The sequence below is a fragment of the Aeromicrobium sp. P2_G6 genome (genome assembly GCF_056403535.1).
In genome coordinates this window covers 418,851-438,348 of sequence record NZ_JBFUFH010000004.1, presented here as the reverse complement: position 1 = coordinate 438,348, position 19,498 = coordinate 418,851, and the positions used below count along the sequence as shown (strand labels likewise).

The 19,498-nt window shown below is 68.4% G+C and carries 18 protein-coding genes; 13 read left to right on the top strand and 5 right to left on the bottom strand.

Features of this window, described 5'->3' with window-relative positions; genetic code table 11:
- The first annotated feature begins 38 nt into the window (after positions 1–38).
- Complete coding sequence (kynU, locus tag AC1DVU_RS15615) at positions 39–1,241, top strand: kynureninase (RefSeq protein WP_476923368.1); 1,203 nt, start codon at positions 39–41, stop codon at positions 1,239–1,241.
- 9 nt (positions 1,242–1,250) lie between these two features.
- Positions 1,251–1,994: a 4-hydroxy-tetrahydrodipicolinate reductase gene (gene dapB, locus AC1DVU_RS15610; RefSeq protein WP_476923367.1), complete on the top strand. Its 744-nt coding sequence runs from the start codon at positions 1,251–1,253 to the stop codon at positions 1,992–1,994.
- A gap of 99 nt (positions 1,995–2,093) precedes the next feature.
- Here dapB and AC1DVU_RS15605 read toward each other — a convergent pair whose 3' ends face one another.
- From AC1DVU_RS15605 to AC1DVU_RS15590, 4 genes are all read right to left on the bottom strand, one after another.
- On the bottom strand, positions 2,094–2,399 hold the full coding sequence (locus tag AC1DVU_RS15605) for an AzlD domain-containing protein (protein WP_476923366.1): 306 nt from the start codon (positions 2,397–2,399) through the stop codon (positions 2,094–2,096).
- Positions 2,396–3,067, bottom strand: coding sequence for an AzlC family ABC transporter permease (locus AC1DVU_RS15600; RefSeq protein WP_476923365.1), 672 nt, complete (start codon positions 3,065–3,067; stop codon positions 2,396–2,398). Before AC1DVU_RS15600 ends, AC1DVU_RS15605 begins: the two co-directional genes overlap by 4 nt.
- The gene (locus tag AC1DVU_RS15595; protein WP_476923364.1) at positions 3,064–3,600 is read right to left on the bottom strand and encodes an N-acetyltransferase family protein; all 537 of its coding nucleotides are present in this window, start codon (positions 3,598–3,600) and stop codon (positions 3,064–3,066) included. Before AC1DVU_RS15595 ends, AC1DVU_RS15600 begins: the two co-directional genes overlap by 4 nt.
- Positions 3,601–3,679: 79 nt before the next feature.
- Positions 3,680–4,180, bottom strand: a complete 501-nt coding sequence (locus tag AC1DVU_RS15590) for a hypothetical protein (RefSeq protein WP_476923363.1) — start codon at positions 4,178–4,180, stop codon at positions 3,680–3,682.
- Positions 4,181–4,230: 50 nt separating this feature from the next.
- Between AC1DVU_RS15590 and AC1DVU_RS15585 the strand changes: the two genes are divergently transcribed.
- The gene (locus AC1DVU_RS15585) at positions 4,231–5,025 is read left to right on the top strand and encodes a thymidylate synthase (RefSeq protein ID WP_476923362.1); all 795 of its coding nucleotides are present in this window, start codon (positions 4,231–4,233) and stop codon (positions 5,023–5,025) included.
- On the top strand, positions 5,022–5,495 hold the full coding sequence (locus AC1DVU_RS15580) for a dihydrofolate reductase (RefSeq protein WP_476923361.1): 474 nt from the start codon (positions 5,022–5,024) through the stop codon (positions 5,493–5,495). Before AC1DVU_RS15585 ends, AC1DVU_RS15580 begins: the two co-directional genes overlap by 4 nt.
- A 19-nt stretch (positions 5,496–5,514) precedes the next feature.
- Here the strand turns inward: AC1DVU_RS15580 and AC1DVU_RS15575 are convergent, their stop codons facing one another.
- Positions 5,515–6,303, bottom strand: coding sequence for a thioesterase family protein (locus AC1DVU_RS15575; protein WP_476923360.1), 789 nt, complete (start codon positions 6,301–6,303; stop codon positions 5,515–5,517).
- 54 nt (positions 6,304–6,357) lie between these two features.
- Between AC1DVU_RS15575 and dapA the strand changes: the two genes are divergently transcribed.
- From dapA to AC1DVU_RS15530, 9 genes are all read left to right on the top strand, one after another.
- Positions 6,358–7,266 carry a 4-hydroxy-tetrahydrodipicolinate synthase gene (gene dapA, locus AC1DVU_RS15570; RefSeq protein ID WP_476923359.1) on the top strand — a complete coding sequence of 303 codons (909 nt, stop codon included), beginning with the start codon at positions 6,358–6,360 and terminating at the stop codon, positions 7,264–7,266.
- Positions 7,267–7,357: 91 nt separating this feature from the next.
- On the top strand, positions 7,358–9,037 hold the full coding sequence (locus tag AC1DVU_RS15565) for a ribonuclease J (protein ID WP_476923358.1): 1,680 nt from the start codon (positions 7,358–7,360) through the stop codon (positions 9,035–9,037).
- A 369-nt stretch (positions 9,038–9,406) separates the two neighbouring features.
- On the top strand, positions 9,407–10,966 hold the full coding sequence (locus AC1DVU_RS15560) for an MFS transporter (RefSeq protein WP_476923357.1): 1,560 nt from the start codon (positions 9,407–9,409) through the stop codon (positions 10,964–10,966).
- Positions 10,963–13,044, top strand: a complete 2,082-nt coding sequence (locus AC1DVU_RS15555; RefSeq protein WP_476923356.1) for a molybdopterin oxidoreductase family protein — start codon at positions 10,963–10,965, stop codon at positions 13,042–13,044. Before AC1DVU_RS15560 ends, AC1DVU_RS15555 begins: the two co-directional genes overlap by 4 nt.
- A 79-nt stretch (positions 13,045–13,123) precedes the next feature.
- On the top strand, positions 13,124–14,596 hold the full coding sequence (locus AC1DVU_RS15550) for an FAD-dependent oxidoreductase (RefSeq protein WP_476923355.1): 1,473 nt from the start codon (positions 13,124–13,126) through the stop codon (positions 14,594–14,596).
- A 46-nt stretch (positions 14,597–14,642) separates the two neighbouring features.
- A complete protein-coding gene (nirB, locus tag AC1DVU_RS15545) occupies positions 14,643–17,228 on the top strand; it encodes a nitrite reductase large subunit NirB (protein WP_476923354.1) in 2,586 nt (861 codons plus the stop codon).
- On the top strand, positions 17,225–17,575 hold the full coding sequence (nirD, locus tag AC1DVU_RS15540) for a nitrite reductase small subunit NirD (protein WP_476923353.1): 351 nt from the start codon (positions 17,225–17,227) through the stop codon (positions 17,573–17,575). Before nirB ends, nirD begins: the two co-directional genes overlap by 4 nt.
- On the top strand, positions 17,572–18,690 hold the full coding sequence (locus AC1DVU_RS15535; protein WP_476923352.1) for a uroporphyrinogen-III synthase: 1,119 nt from the start codon (positions 17,572–17,574) through the stop codon (positions 18,688–18,690). The genes nirD and AC1DVU_RS15535 overlap by 4 nt, the downstream gene beginning before the upstream one ends.
- Positions 18,687–19,400 (top strand): sirohydrochlorin chelatase, encoded by a 714-nt coding sequence (locus AC1DVU_RS15530; protein ID WP_476923351.1) that lies wholly within the window; start codon positions 18,687–18,689, stop codon positions 19,398–19,400. Before AC1DVU_RS15535 ends, AC1DVU_RS15530 begins: the two co-directional genes overlap by 4 nt.
- Positions 19,401–19,498 lie beyond the last annotated feature (98 nt).

Sequence of the window (19,498 nt, the reverse complement as noted above, 5' to 3'; positions counted from 1 at the left end):
GAACGCAGGGAGATCCGTTCCTGTGAGAGCATCAGCCGGTGACGACACCCCCTGACGTCCTGGATGCCGCCGACCCGCTCGCCGGGTTCCGCGACCGCTTCGCGATCGACGACGATCTCGTCGCCTACCTCGACGGCAACTCGCTCGGCCGCGTGCCGAAGGCGACGGTCGACCGCCTCGAGACCTTCGTGCGCCAGGAGTGGGGGAGCCGGCTGATCCGTGGCTGGGACGACTCATGGGTCGACCTCCCGGTCACGGTCGGCGACGAGCTCGGCACCGCCCTGCTGGGTGCCGCTGCCGGGCAGACGATCATCGCCGACTCCACCTCCGTCAACATCTACAAGCTGCTGCACGCTGCGGCCGGTCTGCGTCCCGATCGCGACGAGATCGTGATCGACGCGACGAACTTCCCGACCGACCGCTATCTCGTCGAGTCGGTGGCGGCCGCGCGCGGTATGACCGTGCGCTGGCTGCGGCCTGATCTCATCGACAACGTCACGCTCGACGCGCTGGGCGAGGCACTCAGCGAGCGTACGGCCGTCGTGGTGCTCAGCCAGGTCGACTACCGTTCCGGCACGTTGGTCGACCTGCCAGCCGTCACCCAGCTCGTGCACGATGCAGGGGCTGTGGTGCTCTGGGACCTGTGCCACTCGGCCGGTGTGATGCCGATCGGGCTCGACGAGGCGCAGGTCGACTTCGCGGTGGGCTGCACCTACAAGTACCTCAACAGCGGACCCGGCTCACCGGCGTTCATGTACGTCGCGCAGCGCCACGTCTCGCAGGTGACCCAGCCGATCGCCGGCTGGTTCAGCGCTGCCGACCTGTTCGCGATGGCCGACACGTACGAGGCTGCGCCGACGATCCGGCGGATGCTCAGCGGCACGCCGTCGGTCTCCGGCATCGTCGCCGTGCAGGAGGGCGTACGCCTGATCGCCGAAGCGGGCGTCGAGGCGATCCGCACCAAGTCGGAGGCCCTCACTGCGTACACGATCGAGCTCCTCGACGAGGCGGGCCTCGAGATCGCAACGCCGCGCGACCCTGCCCTGCGGGGCAGTCACGTGACGGTGCGCCATCCGGACTCGCGGGGCATCACCGACCGGATGATCGAGCGCGGCGTCGTCCCGGACTTCCGCGAGCCTGACCTCATCCGGCTGGGCCTGTCACCGCTGTCGACGTCGTTCGCCGAGGTGGAGGCGGGGGTGGGTGTCCTCGTCGACGTGGCCGCCGGCACGCGCCGATAGGCTGACGACATGACACGGGTCGCAGTGCTGGGCGCCAAGGGGCGTATGGGTTCGGAGTCGGTCCGGGCACTCAACGATGCCGACGGCATCGAGGTCGTGGCGCAGGTCGACGTCGACGATCCGCTCGACCTGCTCGTCGAGTCCGGCGCCGAGGTCGCGCTCGACTTCACCCAGCCGGCGGCGGCGCTCGACAACGTGACCTGGTGCGTCGAGCATGGCGTCAACGTCGTGGTCGGCACCTCGGGATTCGACGACGCCAAGATCGACCGCGTACGAGAGCTGCTCGGCGACGCACCGACGGTCGGCGTCCTGATCGTGCCCAACTTCTCGATCGGCGCGGTGCTGATGATGCGGTTCGCCGCCACCGCTGCGCCCTACTTCGAGTCGATCGAGGTCATCGAGCTGCATCACCCCAACAAGATCGACGCGCCATCAGGCACCGCCACCCGTACCGCAGAGATGATCGCCTCGGCGCGTGCCGAGGCTGGGTCGCCACCGCTGCCCGACGCCACGACGACGGATCCCGATGGTGCACGCGGCGCGAAGGTCGCCGGCATCCCCGTGCACGCTGTCCGCGCCCGCGGGTTCACCGCGTCGCAAGAGGTGCTGTTCGGCGGAGCGGGCGAGACGTTCTCGATCCGCCACGACTCGATCGACCGGGCATCGTTCATGCCCGGCGTCGTCGCCGCCGTACGAGCCGTGTCGGATCGCCCCGGCGTCACCGTGGGCCTCGACACCGTGCTCGGCCTCTAGCGACGGCGGTGGTTTACCAGGAGAACCTGGTAAACCGTCACTCCTCCGGCCAAATTTGCCCGGAGAGGTGTCCGTTTACCAGGTTCTCTTGGTAAACCGTCAGAGCATCCGGACGAGCGCTGCGACCAGCGCGGCGGCGAACACGACGACCAGGAACGGCATGCGCAGCGTCAGCAGCACCGCCGCGACGACGAGCCCCAGCAGCCGGGCGTCGATGCGGAGGGACCCGTCGTCGGCGAACACCTGGACCGCGATCAGGGCGCCGAGCAGTGCGACCGGGATCAGGTCGGCGGCGCGTACGGTCGCCGGGTGGTTGAGCACCCGCTCGGGCACCGACAGTCCGGCGTACTTCAGCGCGAAGCACCCCACGATCATGATCACGATGCCGACCCACAAAGTGGTCATAGCGACACCTTCGGTCGCCACAGCATGCCCAGCACGACAGCAGCGCCGCCGCCGATGATGATCGGCAGGCCCGGTGTCGTGAACGGCACGAATCCGAGGGCGACTGCTGCCCCGAACAAGGCAACGAGCCGGGCATGCCACGAGGTCAGCCGCGGCCACAGCAGCCCGAGGAACGCGGCGCCGACGGCGGCGTCCAGCCCGTACGTCTGGGGGTCGCCGATCCTCTCGCCGGCCAGGGCGCCGAGGAACGTCATGAGGTTCCACAGCACGAAGATCGAGATACCTGTCCAGTAGAACCCGAGCCGCGACTGGCGCGTCGTGTCCCGCGTGACGGCCATCGCGGTGGATTCGTCGATCACGAGATGTGCCGAGGCGAGCCGTTGTGGAGCCGTGAGCTTGAGCTTCTGGGCGAGGCTGACCCCGTAGAACAGATTGCGACTGCTCAGCAGGATCGCCGTCAGTGCACCAGTGACCGGGTTGCCGCCCGACGCGATGATGCCCACGAAGGCGAACTGCGAGGCACCCGTGAAAACCAAGAGCGACAGCACACACGTCTGCAGCACGTCGAGTCCCGAAGCGGCCGAGATTGCGCCGAACGAGATCCCGTAGGCGCCGGTCGCCACCCCAACGCCGAGGGAGTTGACGATGACGTTGCGGTCCGTCGTCATCCGATCGCGGTGTGCAGCCGGATCTGCTTGAGGGTCTCCCCGGTTTCGGTGGCGAGCTCGCGGTGTGCGCCGTCAGGCTCCCAACCGGACTCCGTGATGAAGGCCCGCAGCGCGTCGTCGGTCGACCCGACCCACCACACGGCGCGGGTGAATTTGTCGGCGGCGAGCGTGTCGATCGCCGCCTGCAGCAGCCGTGAGCCGTGGCCGGCGCGCTGGTGCTCCGGGTCGATGACGAACTCGCCGATCTCACCGTCGGCGACCTGGTCGGCGTCGGGGTCGTAGCTCGGGTGCACGAGAGCGAACCCGCGTACGTCCGCCCGCTCCAGCGCCACGAGGACTCGCATGCGGGCGTCCTTGGGCGAGCTGAGCGTGGCGGTCCATCGCTCGGCCAGCTCGGCCGGGTCGACCGACTCGAGCACCTCCGCGGGGATCACGTCGGCATAGCTCGCGCGCCAGCTGGCGAGCTGGACACGCACGATCGAGGTGGCGTCGTCCGGCCAGGCCAGACGCGCGCTGACATCAGCGCTGGTCACGCCGTCACCCGCATGGGAAAGGCAGGGTATGCACGCGTCGGCGTGATGGCTGTCTCATGGTTCGTTCGCTGGCGCTCACTCACGATTCGAGGAAGCTCTCGACGAGGTGCGACTCCGCGCCTTGTGAATCGAGCATCGCGGCGGTCATCGAGGTGTTGCGCAGGCTCGGCCAGGTCTCCCAGCCGATCACCGCGAGCCCCGGGAATCCGGCGATGACCAGCGGCCATCCGCCGTAGTCGCTCACGAACGTCACCACGCCGGCCGGGATGAGCGTGGCGAAGCAGTAGAAGAACTTGCGGACGGTCTGGCCCGCGAACACGCCGACCGCCTGGTTGCGCAGCTCGAGGGGAGGAGCGTCGGCGGGCAGCGGCGAGGCCGTCAGCCACACCCGCTCCGCGAAGAACGCCCCGATGGCGATCGGGACGACGAGGGCGATCGCGAGCCACGCGGGCGGATAGTCGGCGTCGGACCCACCGAACATGAAGAACAGCAGCACCAGGAATCCGCCGACCATCCCGATCTGGAGGAGCGCGAAGTTGCGTACCTCTTTGGGAGTGGCGTCGTACTCAGCGCTCGGCATGGTCAGAGTTTCGCACACGATCCGTCGGCCCCGATTGGTAGTCTTCGGACATGCGGGCCTACCTCGATCTCGTCCAACGAATCCTCGACGAAGGGGTCGCCAAGGGCGACCGGACGGGCACCGGCACGCGCAGCGTCTTCGGCCACCAGATGCGCTTCGACCTGAGTGAGGGTTTCCCGCTCGTGACGACCAAGAAGATCCATCTCAAGTCGGTCGTGGCTGAGCTGCTGTGGTTCATCGCGGGCGACACCAACACCGGCTACCTGCGGGACAACGGCGTGACGATCTGGGACGAGTGGGCCGATGACAACGGCGACCTCGGCCCGGTCTACGGCTACCAGTGGCGCTCCTGGCCGGCCCCCGGCGGCGAGCACATCGACCAGCTCGCCGCGGTGATCGAGCAGATCAAGACCAACCCCGACTCGCGCCGTCACGTCGTCAGCGCGTGGAACGTCGCTGACCTCGACGCGATGGCGCTGATGCCGTGCCACGCGTTCTTCCAGTTCTACGTCGCCGACGGCAAGCTGTCGTGCCAGATGTATCAACGCTCCGCCGACGTGTTCCTCGGCGTGCCGTTCAACATCGCGTCCTACGCGCTGCTGACCCACATGGTGGCGCAGGTGACGGGCCTCCTGGTTGGCGACTTCGTGCACACGCTCGGCGACGCGCACCTCTACGTCAACCACCTCGACCAGGCCCGCGAACAGCTCACCCGTGAGCCGCGACCGCTGCCCGAGCTGTGGCTCGACCCCTCGGTGACCTCGATCGACGGCTTCACGCTCGACTCGATCAAGGTCACCGGCTACGACCCGCACCCGGCGATCAAGGCTCCGATAGCCGTATGAGTGTCACGATCGTCGTGGCGATCGGGTCCAACGGGGTCATCGGCAGGGACGGTGACATGCCATGGCCGCGCACAGGCGACCAGCAGCAGTTCAAGGCATTGACGATGGGTCATCCGATCGTCATGGGCCGCACGACGTACGAATCGATCGGCCGTCCGCTGCCGGGGCGTACGTCGATCGTGCTGACCCGCAACGCCGACTGGCGTGCCGAGGGCGTCGAGGTCGCACACACCCTGACCGACGCGTTGGCAATGGCTCTTGGCCGTGACGACGAGGTGTTCCTGATCGGCGGCGCGCAGGTCTATGCCGAGGCGTTGGCCCAGGGCGTGGTCGACCGCATGGTGGTGACGCACGTGCACCTGTCGCCCGAGGGCGATGCCTGGTTCCCCGACCTCGACTGGTCGGCATGGACCGAGGTGGGCCGCGAGGCCTACGACGGCTACGACATCGCCACTTACGACCGCACCTGACGCTCCAGCTCCGCGCGTCCTACAACAGGATCGCGAGCTGGCGGCTCTGCGCCACGAGGTTGCCGTCCTCGTCCCACAGCTCGCAGTCCTCCTCGTGGAACCCGTTGATGACGTGACGGGTCGTCAGGCGGGTCGCGATCCAGCCCGGCACGGGCCTGCGGTGCAGGTGGACCGTCAGCTGCACCGTCATCGACAGGGGCTCGTCGATCTCGAGGACAGGAGGGGCGTACGAGTCGCAGAGGAACGCCAAAGCAGCCATGTCGATCTCCCGACCACCGGCGAGGCGCTGCCAGATCTCAAACGTGGGGTCGCCGGTGGGCTTGCCGAGTGCCCAACCCGGGGCTGAACCCAGCCGGTAGTCGACCCGGTCGAAGATGCTCGAGGCGGGCATCGCGTCGGGGAAGTCCTTGGGGTCGAGGCAGTCGTCAGGAGCCGGCAGCGCCGGGGGAGTGCCGAGCTCGATCGAGCGTCCACCGGAGCGTGCGCCGAAGCTGGCCAGCAGCTGCGCGATGTGCCGATCGCCCTCCCACAGCGCCGCCTCACCGGTCTGGACCCGGCGACCGTGTCGCAGGGAGGTCGTACGCAGCTCGGCCGCGCCCGTCTCGGGGGAGGCGAGGTAGGTCACCGCACCCACCATCGGGTCATCGGCTTCCATCTCCTCGCCGAGACCGCGCAGCATCGCCGCGAGGATGTAGCCGCCGTTGGGCTTGCCGAGCGGCGTGTTCCAGCGGTCGGTGAGGGTCAGGTCACGAACGCCGTCGCCTCGCGACACCGATGCGGTGTCGATGTCATAGATGTCATCGGTCACACGCCCATCCTGCCGGTCGTCGCCGACCCCGCCCCAAGCGGTAGCCTCGTGGGTATGACGTCGCCGCTCGCCACCGAGGCTGCGCCCTTCGGGCGCGTGCTGACCGCCATGGTCACGCCGTTCACCCGCGAAGGTGAACTCGATCTCGCCGACGCACAGAAGGTGGCGACCTATCTGGTCGACCAGGGCAGCGATGGACTGGTCGTCAGCGGCACGACAGGCGAGTCGCCGACGACGACGGTCGCCGAGGACGGACAGCTGCTCGCCGCCGTGCTCGAGGCCGTTGGCGACCGAGCCACGGTCGTGGCCGGGGTGGGCACCAACGACACGCGCCACTCGGTCGAGCTGGCCGAGCAGGCCAAGAAGGCTGGCGCACACGGGCTCCTGCTCGTGACGCCCTACTACAGCAAGCCTCCGCAGGCCGGCATCCTCTCGCACATCGAGGAAGTCGCCCGCGCCGGCGACGACACCCCCGTCATGCTCTACGACATCCCCGGCCGCACGGGTGTCCAGATCGCCAACGAGACCTACGCCAAGCTGGCGGACCACCCGCTGGTGATTGCCATGAAGGACGCCGTCAGCGACCTCAACCGGGGCGCCTGGCTCATGCGCGAGACCGGCATCAAGATCTACTCCGGCGACGACCCGGTCAACCTCCCGTGGCTCGCAATGGGAGCCAGCGGCATCGTGAGCGTCGTCTCGCACGCCGCCGCAAGCGCGTACGCCCAGATGGTCGCGGCGGTCGACGCCGGCGACCTCGCCACCGCACGATCGATCAACGACCGACTACTTCCCGCCGTCAAGGCGATGATGACCTACACGCAGGGCGCGATCACGTCGAAGGCTGCCTTGCAGCTTCTCGGTGTGCTCGAGCACCGCACGATGCGTTCACCACTCCTCGAAGCCACGGACGAGGAAGTCGCGATCGTTCGCGACGGCCTCACGGCTTCGGGCCTTCTCTGAAAGCTTCATACATGAGCGAGCGCAAGCGAGCGAACAAGACAATTCTCAGGCCGGTACCTCCGTACCGTGCCTTTTCAACGGAGGTCCCGGCATGAGCCACATGCACCTCGAGCTCGATCCGCCGCCTGCACTCCCCGAAGGCGCACTGCGCGTCATCCCCCTCGGCGGGCTCGGCGAGATCGGCCGCAACATGACGGTCTTCGAGTACGGCGGCAAGCTACTCATCGTCGACTGCGGCGTCCTCTTCCCGGAGGAGCACCAGCCCGGCGTCGACCTGATCCTCCCCGACTTCGGCCCGATCCGTGACCGCCTGCAGGACATCGTCGGCATCGTGCTGACGCACGGCCACGAGGACCACATCGGCGGCGTGCCCTACCTGTTGCGTGAGCGCGACAGCATCCCGGTCATCGGCTCGCAGCTGACCCTGGCGTTCCTGGACCCCAAGCTCAAGGAGCACCGCCTCAAGGAGGCGCCCAAGTACGTCGTCAGTGAGGGTGACGTCCAGACGTTCGGCCCGTTCGAGCTCGAGTTCGTCGCGGTCAACCACTCGATTCCCGACGCGTTGGCCGTCGCGATCAAGACCCCAGCCGGCGTCGCACTGCATACCGGTGACTTCAAGATGGACCAGCTGCCGCTCGACGGCCGCATCACCGACCTGCGGGCGTTCGCCCGGCTCGGTGAGCAGGGCGTCGACCTGTTCCTGACCGACTCGACCAATGCCGAGGTGCCGGGCTTCACGACGTCCGAGCGCAACATCACGCCGGCGATCGACGCGGTCTTCGCAAGCAGCAGCCGGCGGATCATCGTGGCGTCATTCGCCTCGCACATCCACCGCGTGCAGCAGGTCATCGACGCCGCCGCCAAGCACAACCGCAAGGTCGCGTACGTCGGACGGTCCATGGTGCGCAACATGCAGATCGCGCGCGAGCTGGGCTACCTGCATGTCCCCGACGGCGTGGTCGTCGACAAGATCGACGCCGCACCGCCGCACCAGATGGTGCTGATGTCGACCGGTTCGCAGGGCGAGCCGATGGCAGCCCTGTCACGCATGGCCAACAACAGCCACCAGCAGGTCAGCCTCGAGCCCGGCGACACCGTGCTGCTTGCCTCGTCACTGATCCCCGGCAACGAGAACGCGATCTACCGCGTCATCGACGGACTGACCAAGCTCGGTGCGAATGTGGTGCACAAGGGCAACGCGCTGGTCCACGTCTCAGGGCACGCGTCGGCCGGCGAGCTCCTCTACTGCTACAACATCGTCAAGCCCACCAACGTGCTCCCGGTGCACGGCGAGATCCGTCACCTTCACGCCAACGCCAAGCTCGCGACCGCCACCGGCGTGCCCAACGTGCTCCTGGCCGAGGACGGCTTCGTCATCGACCTCGTCGACGGACACGCGTCGATCACGGGTGCCGTGGAGTGCGGCTACGTCTATGTCGACGGCTCATCGGTCGGCGACCTGACGGACTCCGAGCTCAAGGACCGCAGGGTCCTCGGCGAGGAGGGCTTCATCTCGGTCGTCGTGGTCGTCGACTCGACCAACGGCAAGATCGTGTCCGGCCCGGAGATCCACGCCCGCGGCATCGCCGAGGACGACTCGGCGTTCGACGAGATCCTGCCCAAGATCGTGACGGCGCTCGAGGAGTCCATGGCGGAGGGCAATCACGACTCGCGCCAGCTTCAGCAGGTCGTACGCCGGGTCCTGGGCTCGTACGTCGGCCGCAAGCTCCGCCGCCGCCCGATGATCCTCCCAGTAGTCATCGAAGCCTGAGCGAACTCAACGACGCGACCCATCGCCGCAAGATTTCGAAGCTCGCTGCGGGAGGGCGCCGAGCTGAGGAGGCCGTTATGGCCCGTCGACGAGCAGGCCGCACTGCGCGAGAAGACATCGCAACCACGCTTGTCGATGGGCGATAACTGACTCGTCAGCGCTGGTGACCACAAGACACCGTGACACGAAAACGAGAACCCCTTCGGCCGAAGGCCGAAACTCGCGACTTCTCACACCAACGCTGTGGAGACTGTGCGGACAGTGTTACGTCGTCCTCATCGCGAGGTCTGCTGGTCTGAAACACGCGCTGCCTAGTTTCAGGGTTACAAGATCCGGCGAAGTGCCGGGTCCATGACCTCGGAGCGTTCCATGACCAGTGTCGTCAGCAGCCCCCCAGAACAACAGCCGACCCCACCGGCCTCCGCTCGCCGCACCGGCAAGTGGATCGACGACTGGGAGCCCGAGAACCCCGCGTTCTGGGAGTCCACCGGAAGTGCCGTTGCCAAGCGCAACCTCATCTGGTCGATCTTCGGTGAGCACCTGGGCTTCTCGGTGTGGCTGCTGTGGAGTGTCAGCGCGGCCCTGCTGACGCGCGCGGGCTTCGCGTTCACGCCGCAGCAGCTGTTCTGGCTCGTCGCCGTCCCCAACCTCGTGGGCTCGCTGCTCCGCCTGCCCTACACGTTCGCGGTGCCGAAGTTCGGCGGTCGCAACTGGGCGGTCTACAGCGCGCTGATGCTGTTGCTCCCCACCCTGCTGTTCGCCTACTTCGTCCAGCGCCCTGACACCCCGTTCTGGGTGTTCATCGTCATCGCTGCGACGGCCGGCGTCGGCGGCGGCAACTTCGCCTCGTCGATGGCCAACATCAACTTCTTCTACCCGACCCGGCTCAAGGGCACGGCACTCGGCCTCAACGCCGCGGGCGGCAACTTCGGCGTCTCGGTCATCCAGTTCTTCCTGCCGATCATCGTCGGCGGCGCCGGCGCCTTCGGCCTGGTCAAGGCCAGCCAGAGCGGGATCGTGCTCGAGCGCGCCGGCTACCTCTACGCCGCACTCGCGGTCGTCGCAGCCCTCACGTCGTACTTCTTCATGAACAACCTCACTGCGGCCTACTCCAAGCCCCGCGAGCAGCTCGCAGTCGTGAAGTACAAGCACACGTGGATCATGTCGTTCCTCTACATCGGCACCTTCGGCTCGTTCATCGGCTACTCCGCCGCGATGCCGCTGCTGATCAAGATCAACTTCTTCCGCTCGCCAATCCCGACCGAGTCCATCGGCATCAACTTCGCCTACTACGCGTTCCTCGGTGCCCTGGTCGGCTCGCTCACGCGTCCCGTCGGCGGCTGGCTGGCTGACAAGTACGGCGGCGCGCGGGTCACGTTCGTGACGTTCATCGTGATGATCGTCGGCACCCTGACCGTGTTCTACACGCTGACGCAGCTGCGGACGGTCCCGGTCGCTCCGCCGGAGAAGCTGGCCGCCTGGGCCAAGGATCCGTCGACGTTCCCCGGCTTCACCCCCGAGGTCGTCTCCGCGGTCAACCACAACTCCGACATCTTCCCGTTCTTCCTCGTCGCGTTCCTGTTCGTCTTCGCGGCGACCGGCATCGGCAACGGCTCGACGTACCGGATGATCCCGCTGATCTGGAAGAGCTACGCGCTCGAGACCGGCGCGGACGGCTCGCCGGAGCGCGCAGCTGCCGAGAAGAAGTCGACCAAGGAGGCCTCGGCCGTCATCGGCATCGCCGGTGCGATCGGTGCGCTCGGCGGGTTCCTCATCCCGATCACGTTCAGCTCGCCGTGGGTCGACGACCCGGTCGCCGCGGTCAAGAACGCGTTCATCGTCTTCGCGGTGTTCTACGTGATCTGCCTCGCCGTGACCTGGGTCTTCTACCTCCGGCCCAAGTCGCACATGACGAAGGTTGGCGTGTGACCGATACGCACTGCCCGTACTGCGCTCTGCAGTGCGCCCAAAAGCTCGGCGGCGATCCCATCGCCGCCGAGCCGCGGGCGTTTCCCACCAATGTCGGCGGCATGTGCCAGAAGGGCTGGACCAGCGCCGAGCTCCTGAGGGCACAGGACCGCATCACGACGCCGCTTCGCCGTACTCCGACGGGGTTTGAGTCCGTCGGATGGGACGAGGCGCTCGACGACATCGCCGCGCGCGTCCAGGCCATCCAGGCGACTGATGGCCCGGACGGCGTCGCGGTGTTCGGGGGCGGCGGCCTGACCAACGAGAAGGCCTACCAGCTCGGCAAGTTCGCCCGGCTCGCGCTGCGTACCCGGCTGATCGACTACAACGGCCGGTTCTGCATGTCCTCGGCCGCAGCCGCCGCCAACCGTACGCTCGGCGTCGACCGCGGGCTGCCGTTCCCGCTGACCGACCTCAACGACGCCGGCGCCGTSATGCTCTTCGGCAGCAACCTCGCCGACACGATGCCTCCGGCCGTCCAGCACCTCGGCGGCGTACGCGAGCGCGGCGGACTCATCGTGGTCGATCCGAGGCTCAGCGCCACGGCGAAGCTCGCCGAGGACGGCGCGGGGGAGCACGTGCAGCTCGTGCCCGGCACCGACCTGGTGTTCATCCTCGGGCTGCTGCACATCGTGTTCGCCGAGTCGCTCACGGACGACGACTACCTGGCTGCACGCGTCGAGGGTGTCGACGCCGTACGCCGCAGCGTCGCCGAGTGGTGGCCCGAGCGGGTCGCCGCAACGACCGGTGTCGCCGAGACGCAGCTTCGCCGCATCGCCCGCACTCTGGCCGATGCGAGCCCGCACCGCGGCGGCAAGGGAGCCTTCCTGCTCACGGGCCGCGGCTCCGAGCAGCACGTCGACGGCGCCGACACCGTCACCGCGGTCATCAACCTGGCCCTGTCACTCGGACTCGTGGGTGCCGAGCGCGGCGGCTATGGCGCCATCACGGGCCAGGGCAACGGTCAGGGCGGCCGCGAGCACGGTCAGAAGTCGGACCAGCTCCCCGGCTATCGCATGATCGCCGACCCTGCCGCGCGCGAGCACGTCGCGGCGGTGTGGGGCGTCGACCCCGACATCATCCCCGGTCCGGGCGTTCCTGCGGTCGAGCTGCTCATGAGCCTCGGTATGCCCGACGGTCCGCGTGCGCTGTTCGTGCACGGCAGCAACGTCCTGGTCAGCGCGCCGGACGCCGCTGCCATCCGTCGCCGGATCGAGTCGCTCGACCTCGTCGTGGTGTGCGACTTCATCCCGTCAGAGACCGCGATGCTCGCCGACTACATCCTCCCCGTGACCCAATGGGCCGAGGAGGAAGGCACCATGACGGGCCTCGAGGGACGGGTGCTGCGCCGCCGCAAGGCTGTCGAGGCACCCTCAGGCGTACGTTCTGAGCTCGAGATCTTCTCGGCACTCGCCGACCGGCTCGACGCGCCCGGTACGTGGGCGACCGAGCCGCGCGAGGTCTACGACGAGCTCCGGCTCGCGAGCGCCGGCGGTCGCGCTGACTACGCCGGCATCTCCTACGACCGGCTCGACGCGGGCGAGGCGCTCTACTGGCCCTGCCCGTCCGAGGATCACCCCGGCACCCCGCGCCTGTTCGCCGAGTCGTTCCCGACCAAGAGCGGTCGCGCCACGATGATCGCGGTGCGCCCGGTCGGCCCCGCCGATGCGCTGCGTGCCGAGGCGCCGGTGTGGCTCGTGACCGGACGAGTGCTGCAGCACTACCAGTCCGGAGCGCAGACGCGACGGGTGTCGAAGCTCAACGACTCGATGCCTCGGGCGTACGTCGAGATCCACCCGATGCTCGCCGAGCGCATCGGCGTCGAGGGCATCGACGACATCAGGATCACCTCCAAGCGGGGCTCGATGGTCGCCCAGGCGCGCATCAGTCCCGACATCCGCCCGGACACCGTGTTCGTGCCGTTCCACTTCGCGGACGAGGGGATGGTCAACACCGTCACCAACTCGGCGACGGATCCGGTGTCGGGCATGCCGGAGTTCAAAGTGTGTGCAGTCCAGATCGGAAGGGCAGAAGCATGAACGAGCGTCAGCGAGTGAATCATGAGACAGGGATCATGCCGCTGTCTCCGTATCGTGGCTTTTCTTCGGAGGCGGCGGCATGAAGGTCGTAGTCATCGGTGCCGGGATGGTGGGCAACCGCTTCGTCGACGAGCTGGGGCGCGTGGCGCCGGAGGTCGATGTCGACCTGCTCGGCGAGGAGTCGTACGAGCCCTACAACCGCGTCCTGTTGACCGAGCTCGTGGCGGGTCGAGTCGACCTCGCGGGCCTCGCTCTGCCCACACCCGACGAGGGCCGCGTTCGCGTACGTCCGGGGGTCGCAGCGCTCGAGATCGACCGCGAACGTCAGTGCGTCGTGACGGCGCAGGGTGACTTCGAGTACGACCACCTCGTGCTCGCCACCGGCGCCCGTGGACGGGTCATCCCGATCCCGGGCCTGCGCGACGGGCTGCCTCGCGGGGCGCACGTGCTCCGCAGTCTCGACGACGCCCGCGACATCTCGGCGGCGGCGCTCAACGTCGACACCGCAGTCGTCATCGGCGGCGGCCCGCTGGGCATCGAGCTCGCCTGCGGACTGCAGCACCGTGGCGTCAAGGTCACGGTCATGTCGATCATGCCGACGATGCTCGATCGTGACCTGGACGCCTCGGTGGCGCAGGTCGCCGAGGACGCCGCCAAGGACCTCGGCATCGACTTCGTGGGCAATGCGCAGATCGCCTCCGTCGGCGTCACGGATGGTCGGGTCACGGCCGTACGACTCGCGGACGGCACGTCGTACGCCGCCGGTTTGGTTGTCCTCGCGGCCGGCACCGCACCCGAGACGAGTCTGGCGGGAGCAGCGGGGCTCGAGACCAACATCGGCATCGTCGTGGGCGACGACCTGCGTACGACCCAGGACTCGCGCATCTCCGCGATCGGCGACTGCGCCGAGACACCCAGCGGCGTGAGCGGGCTGGTCGCGCCGGGTTGGGCACAGGCGCGGGCGCTCGCGCGGAGCATCGCCCAGGACACCGAGCTCGAGCTCCCGCCGATCTCGGGCTCGGCGATGCGGCTCAAGGCCGTCGGCATGAGCGTCGTGACGATGGGCATACGCGCATCTACCGCCGCCGAACGTGACCGCGTCGTGACGCTCTCCGATCCGCGCGAACGTCGCTACGTCGAGCTCGTCGCCCGCGGTGACACCCTCGTCGGCGTCACCTGCGTCGGCGCTCCCGACCTGGCGGCCCACCTCTCGACGCAGTTCGACCGTCCGGGCATGCTGCCGCTCGACCCCATGCACCTGCTGATGGGCAGCGGCTCGATGGGCGTCGTCGAGAGTGCCTCGCCGACGACCATGCCCGCCGCGACGACGGTGTGCCGCTGCAACGGCGTGACCAAGGGTGACCTGGTGCATGCGTGGGACGGCGGTGCGACGACCGTCGACGCACTCGCCAGCGCGACGCTCGCGACGACGGGCTGCGGCGGCTGCAAGAAGCTCGTCTGCGGCATCGTCGACTGGCTGCAGGAGACCGATCCGCCGGAGATCTCACAGCCGGCCGACGCCGCACGTGAGACAACCGTTCCGTCGAGGTAACACAGAGACCCCAGTTGTGAAATCTGGAATTCCTACCGTGGAAGGCATGATGAACCAGAAGAAGAAGCTTGCCGTTGTCGGCGCCGGAATGGTCGCCCACCGCCTCGTCGAGGCGATGGTCGAGCGGGGCGCTGACGAAGCCTGGGACATCGAGGTCTTCGGCGATGAGACCCGCCCGCCCTACGACCGCGTGGCGCTCACGTCGTTCTTCTCGGACCGTGATCCCGAGGACCTGCTCCTCGGCGACGGCGAGCTCTGGAAGCGCCCGGGCGTACGCCTCTATCGCGGCTCGATCGTGAGCCACATCGACCGCGAGGCCAAGCAGATCCACGCCCGGAACACCACGTTCGACTACGACCGTCTCGTGCTGGCCACCGGCTCCTACGCGACGGTGCCGCCGGTCGAGGGCTCGGACCTGCCGGGATGCTTCGTCTACCGCACGGTCGACGACGTCGCCGAGCTTCGCGCCTGGGTGCTCGATCGCGAGGCTGCACTCGGCCGCAAGGTCAAGGGCGCTGTCGTGGGCGGTGGCCTGCTCGGCCTGGAAGCCGCGGGAGCGCTGACCGCCCTCGGTGCAGACACGACGGTCGTCGAGTTCGCCGACTGGCTCATGCCGCTGCAGGTCGACCAAGCCGGTGGTGGCGCTCTGCGGCGCATCATCGAGCAGCTCGGCGTCTCGGTACGTACGTCCACCGCGACCTCCAAGCTGCGAGCCGGCCGCGACGGCAAGATCGCCCGGATGCAGTTCGCCGACGGCGAGAAGATCCCGGCCGACGTCGTGGTCTTCGCGACCGGTGTACGCCCGCGGGACGAGCTCGCGCGTGAGGCCGGCCTCGAGCTCGGCGAGCGCGGGGGAGTCATCGCCGACGAGGCGTGCACGACCAGCGACGACTCGATCTTCGCGATCGGCGAGGTTGCGCACATCGCCGGGCGCGTGTGGGGCCTCGTGGGCCCCGGCTACTCGATGGCCGAGGTCGTGGCGGACCGCCTGCTCGGCGGCGACGCGACGTTCGAGGGGGCCGACCTCTCCACCAAGCTCAAGTTGCTCGGCGTCGACGTCGCCAGCTTCGGCGATGCCTTCGCGGCGACCAACGGCTCGCTCGAGGTCGTCTACGCCGACCCGACCGCCGGTGTCTACAAGAAGCTCGTCATGAGCGACGACGCCCAAACCCTGCTCGGCGGCATGCTCGTCGGCGACGCCAGCGCATACACGAACCTGCGGCCCATGGTCGGCCGGGCGCTCGGCAGCGACCCGACCGCCTGGCTGCTCCCGGAAGGGATGGAGCCGCCGAGCGGCAGCTCCCTGCCCGACGACGCCAACGTCTGCTCGTGCAACAACGTCACCGCGGGCACGATCCGCGGCGCTGTGACGGACCACCAGTGCACCGACATCGGGGCCGTCAAGGCCTGCACCAAGGCCGGCACGAGCTGCGGCTCCTGCGTCTCCCTGGTCAAGAAGCTCATGGAGACCCAGATGGCCGAGGAGGGCCTCGAGGTCAGCACCGCGCTGTGCGAGCACTTCTCGGTGACTCGTGCGCAGCTGTTCGACATCGTGCGGGTCAGCGAGATCTCGACGTTCAGCGAGCTGATCGACAAGCACGGCACCGGCCGCGGCTGCGACATCTGCCGCCCGGTGGTCGCCTCGATCCTGGCGTCGCTCGGCAAGGGTCATGTGCTCGACGGCGAGAACGCGACGCTGCAGGACACCAACGACCACGTCATGGCCAACCTGCAGAAGGACGGCACCTACTCCGTCGTCCCGCGCATACCCGGGGGAGAGGTGACGCCGGCCGGACTCATCGCGATCGGGCAGGTCGCCGCCGACTTCGGGCTCTACACCAAGATCACCGGCGGCCAGCGCATCGACCTATTCGGTGCCCGCATCGAGCAGCTCCCCGAGATCTGGAAGCGGCTCGTCGACGCAGGGTTCGAGTCCGGGCACGCATACGGCAAGTCGCTGCGCACCGTGAAGTCGTGCGTCGGCCAGTCCTGGTGCCGCTATGGCGTTCAGGACTCGACGACGCTCGCGATCGACCTCGAGCTGCGCTACCGCGGCTTGCGTTCGCCACACAAGCTCAAGCTCGCGGTGTCGGGTTGCGCCCGGGAGTGCGCCGAGGCCCGCGGCAAGGATGTCGGCATCATCGCGACGGACAAGGGCTGGAACCTGTATGTCGGAGGCAACGGCGGGTTCACGCCCCGTCACGCGCAGCTGTTCGCGGAAGACCTCACCACTGAGGAGCTGGTGCAGGCGATCGACCGCTTCCTGATGTACTACATCCGCACCGCTGACCGGCTGCAGCGCACTGCGCCGTGGCTCGAGTCGATCGAGGGCGGCATCGACGCCGTACGCGCGGTGGTGTTCGACGACAGCCTCGGCATCGTCGACGACCTGGACGCCGCGATGGCTGCACATGTCGACACGTACGAGGACGAATGGGCGGCAACTCTGGCCGACGAGCAGAAACTTCTTCGGTTTGCATCATTCGTTAACGCGCCTGAAACACCCGACCCGGATCTTGTATATGTCGAGGAACGAGGTCAGCGTCGACCTGCCGACGACGAGGAGCGTGCCGTGCTGATCGCCGGCGCCAGCATTCCCGTACGTGACAAGGACGAGGTGGTGACCGTATGACCGAGGTGTGGGAGCGAGTGTGTGAGCTCGATGCGCTGGTCCCCGATCGTGGTGCTGCGGCGCTGATCGGCGGTCATCAGGTGGCGCTGTTCCGGCTCAGTGACACAGGCGAGGTCCACGCGGTCGACCACCTCGACCCGTTCAGCCAGGCCAACGTCATGGCGCGCGGCCTCGTCGGCAGCCGCAAGGGCACGCCGACCGTCGCTTCGCCGATGCACAAGCAGTCGTTCGACCTCGTGACGGGGCAGTGCCTCGACGATCCCGAGGTCTCGCTCGCAGTCTGGCCCACCCGGGTCACTGACGGCTGGGTCGAGGTCCTCATCGAAGCTCGGAGCGGCGCAGCGTGACCGCCCTCGGGCCGGTGTTGGCCGGTACCCAGATCCTGGTGACCGCTCAACGCCGGGCCGCTGACCTATCCCTGGCGCTCGGCCGTCGTGGCGCTGACGTCACGATCGCCGCATCGCTGGGAGTCGAGTCCCACATCGACGAGGACACCTTGCTGGCCCAGACCCGGCAGATGATCGCGACCGGCACGGACATCGTCGTCGTGACCACCGGCATCGGCTTCCGCGGTTGGCTCGACACCGCAGAAGCAGCCGGCATGGGCGACGAGCTCGTCGAGGCGCTCCAGAACGTACGCCTGATTGCCCGCGGGCCCAAGGCGCGCGGCGCGCTGCAGGCCGCAGGACTCGTGCCCGACTGGGTTGCCGAGTCCGAGACGTCCGCCGAGATCGCTGAGTTCCTTGCCACCGAAGGCGTCAAGGGGATGTCGATCGCGGTGCAGCACCACGGGGCCGGCGACGACGGCCTCGAGAAGCGGCTCCGCGCAGCGGGCGGTCGGCCGTTCGGCCTGGTCGTCTACCGCTGGGGCGCACCACCGGATGCCTCCGCCGTCGAACGGTCGGTGCGCGATGCCGCGGCCGGGCTGTACGACGCCGTGGTCTTCACCTCTGCTCCTGGCGCCGCTGCGTGGTTGGCGGCGGTCGACGAGGCAGGGGTCGACGACGACCTCCGCCGCCTCGAGAAGGACCGTCGGCTGGTCCTCGCCGCCGTCGGTCCGGTCACCGCTGACCCCTTGCGTGCAGCTGGCTTCGATCCCTTGCTGCCCGACCGGGCGAGGCTGGGGGCTCTCGTACGGTCGCTCGTGATGTACCTCGGCGATGCCTCCGACAGCGTCACGACCCCGGCCGGACACCTGCGCGTACGCGCGACAGCGGCCACCCTCGACCACGAGGTCCTGCCGGTCTCCCCGAGTGGACTGGCGATCCTGCGTGCCCTCGTGAGCGAGCCGGGATCCGTCCGCTCGCGCGAGGAGCTGCTCACGGTGCTGCCCGGCGACTCCGGCGACCCACACTCCGCTGAGGTCGCCGTCGCCCGGCTGCGTGAGGCCATCGGCCAGCCCATCGTGCAAACCGTCGTCAAACGCGGATACCGGCTCGCCGTTGCGGACACGACGGCATGACGATCACGCTCATCGCCACCAGCCACGGCACCGACGTCGCGGCTGCGCGCAGCTCGATCACGGCGCTCGTCGAGGCGGTCCGTGAGGCGTCGCCCCATCTGGACGTGCGCGAGGCATTCGTGGACGTCCAGGAGCCGCCTGTCGCGCGAGTCGTCGACAGCGTCGAAGGGCTGGCGGTGGTCGTGCCCTTGCTGCTCGCACCTGGATTCCACGTCCACGTGGACATCGAGCAAGCCGTTGACCGCCCGTCGGCCGTCGCATCGAGGACGCTCGGTCCGGATGCCCGGCTGACCGGAGTCCTGCTCGGCCGGCTCGCCGACGCCGGTGCGACGACCGACGACGTGATCGTGCTGGGCGCGGCCGGGTCGACCGACGTGCGCGCCCGGCGGAGCGTCGACGCCGCTGCCCGCATGCTCGGCGCGGCGTGGGGCTCGCCTGTGCCGGTGGGATACGTCGGCGGCACCGGTACGCCGATCGACGAGATCGTGCGCGACGTCTCCCGCTCCGGCCGTCGGGTCGTGGTGGCGAGCTATCTCATGGCACCCGGCTTCTTCTACGACCGGCTGCTCGGGTCCGGCGCTGACGTCGTGACGCGGCCGGTGCTCGATGGCCTCGACGTCGGTCCCGACATGGTCTCGCTCGTCCTCGACCGCTTCGCCGAGGCTGCCGGAGCGCTCGACTGGGCCTCGGCATCCTCAAGCCACATGTGAGACCAGATGTAACCAAAACCCGCACCTGAGTTAACCGTTGTGAAACAGGCCCGGCCGAGACTGAAGGTGCTGGTGGGGAAACCCTCGTCGACGATCGA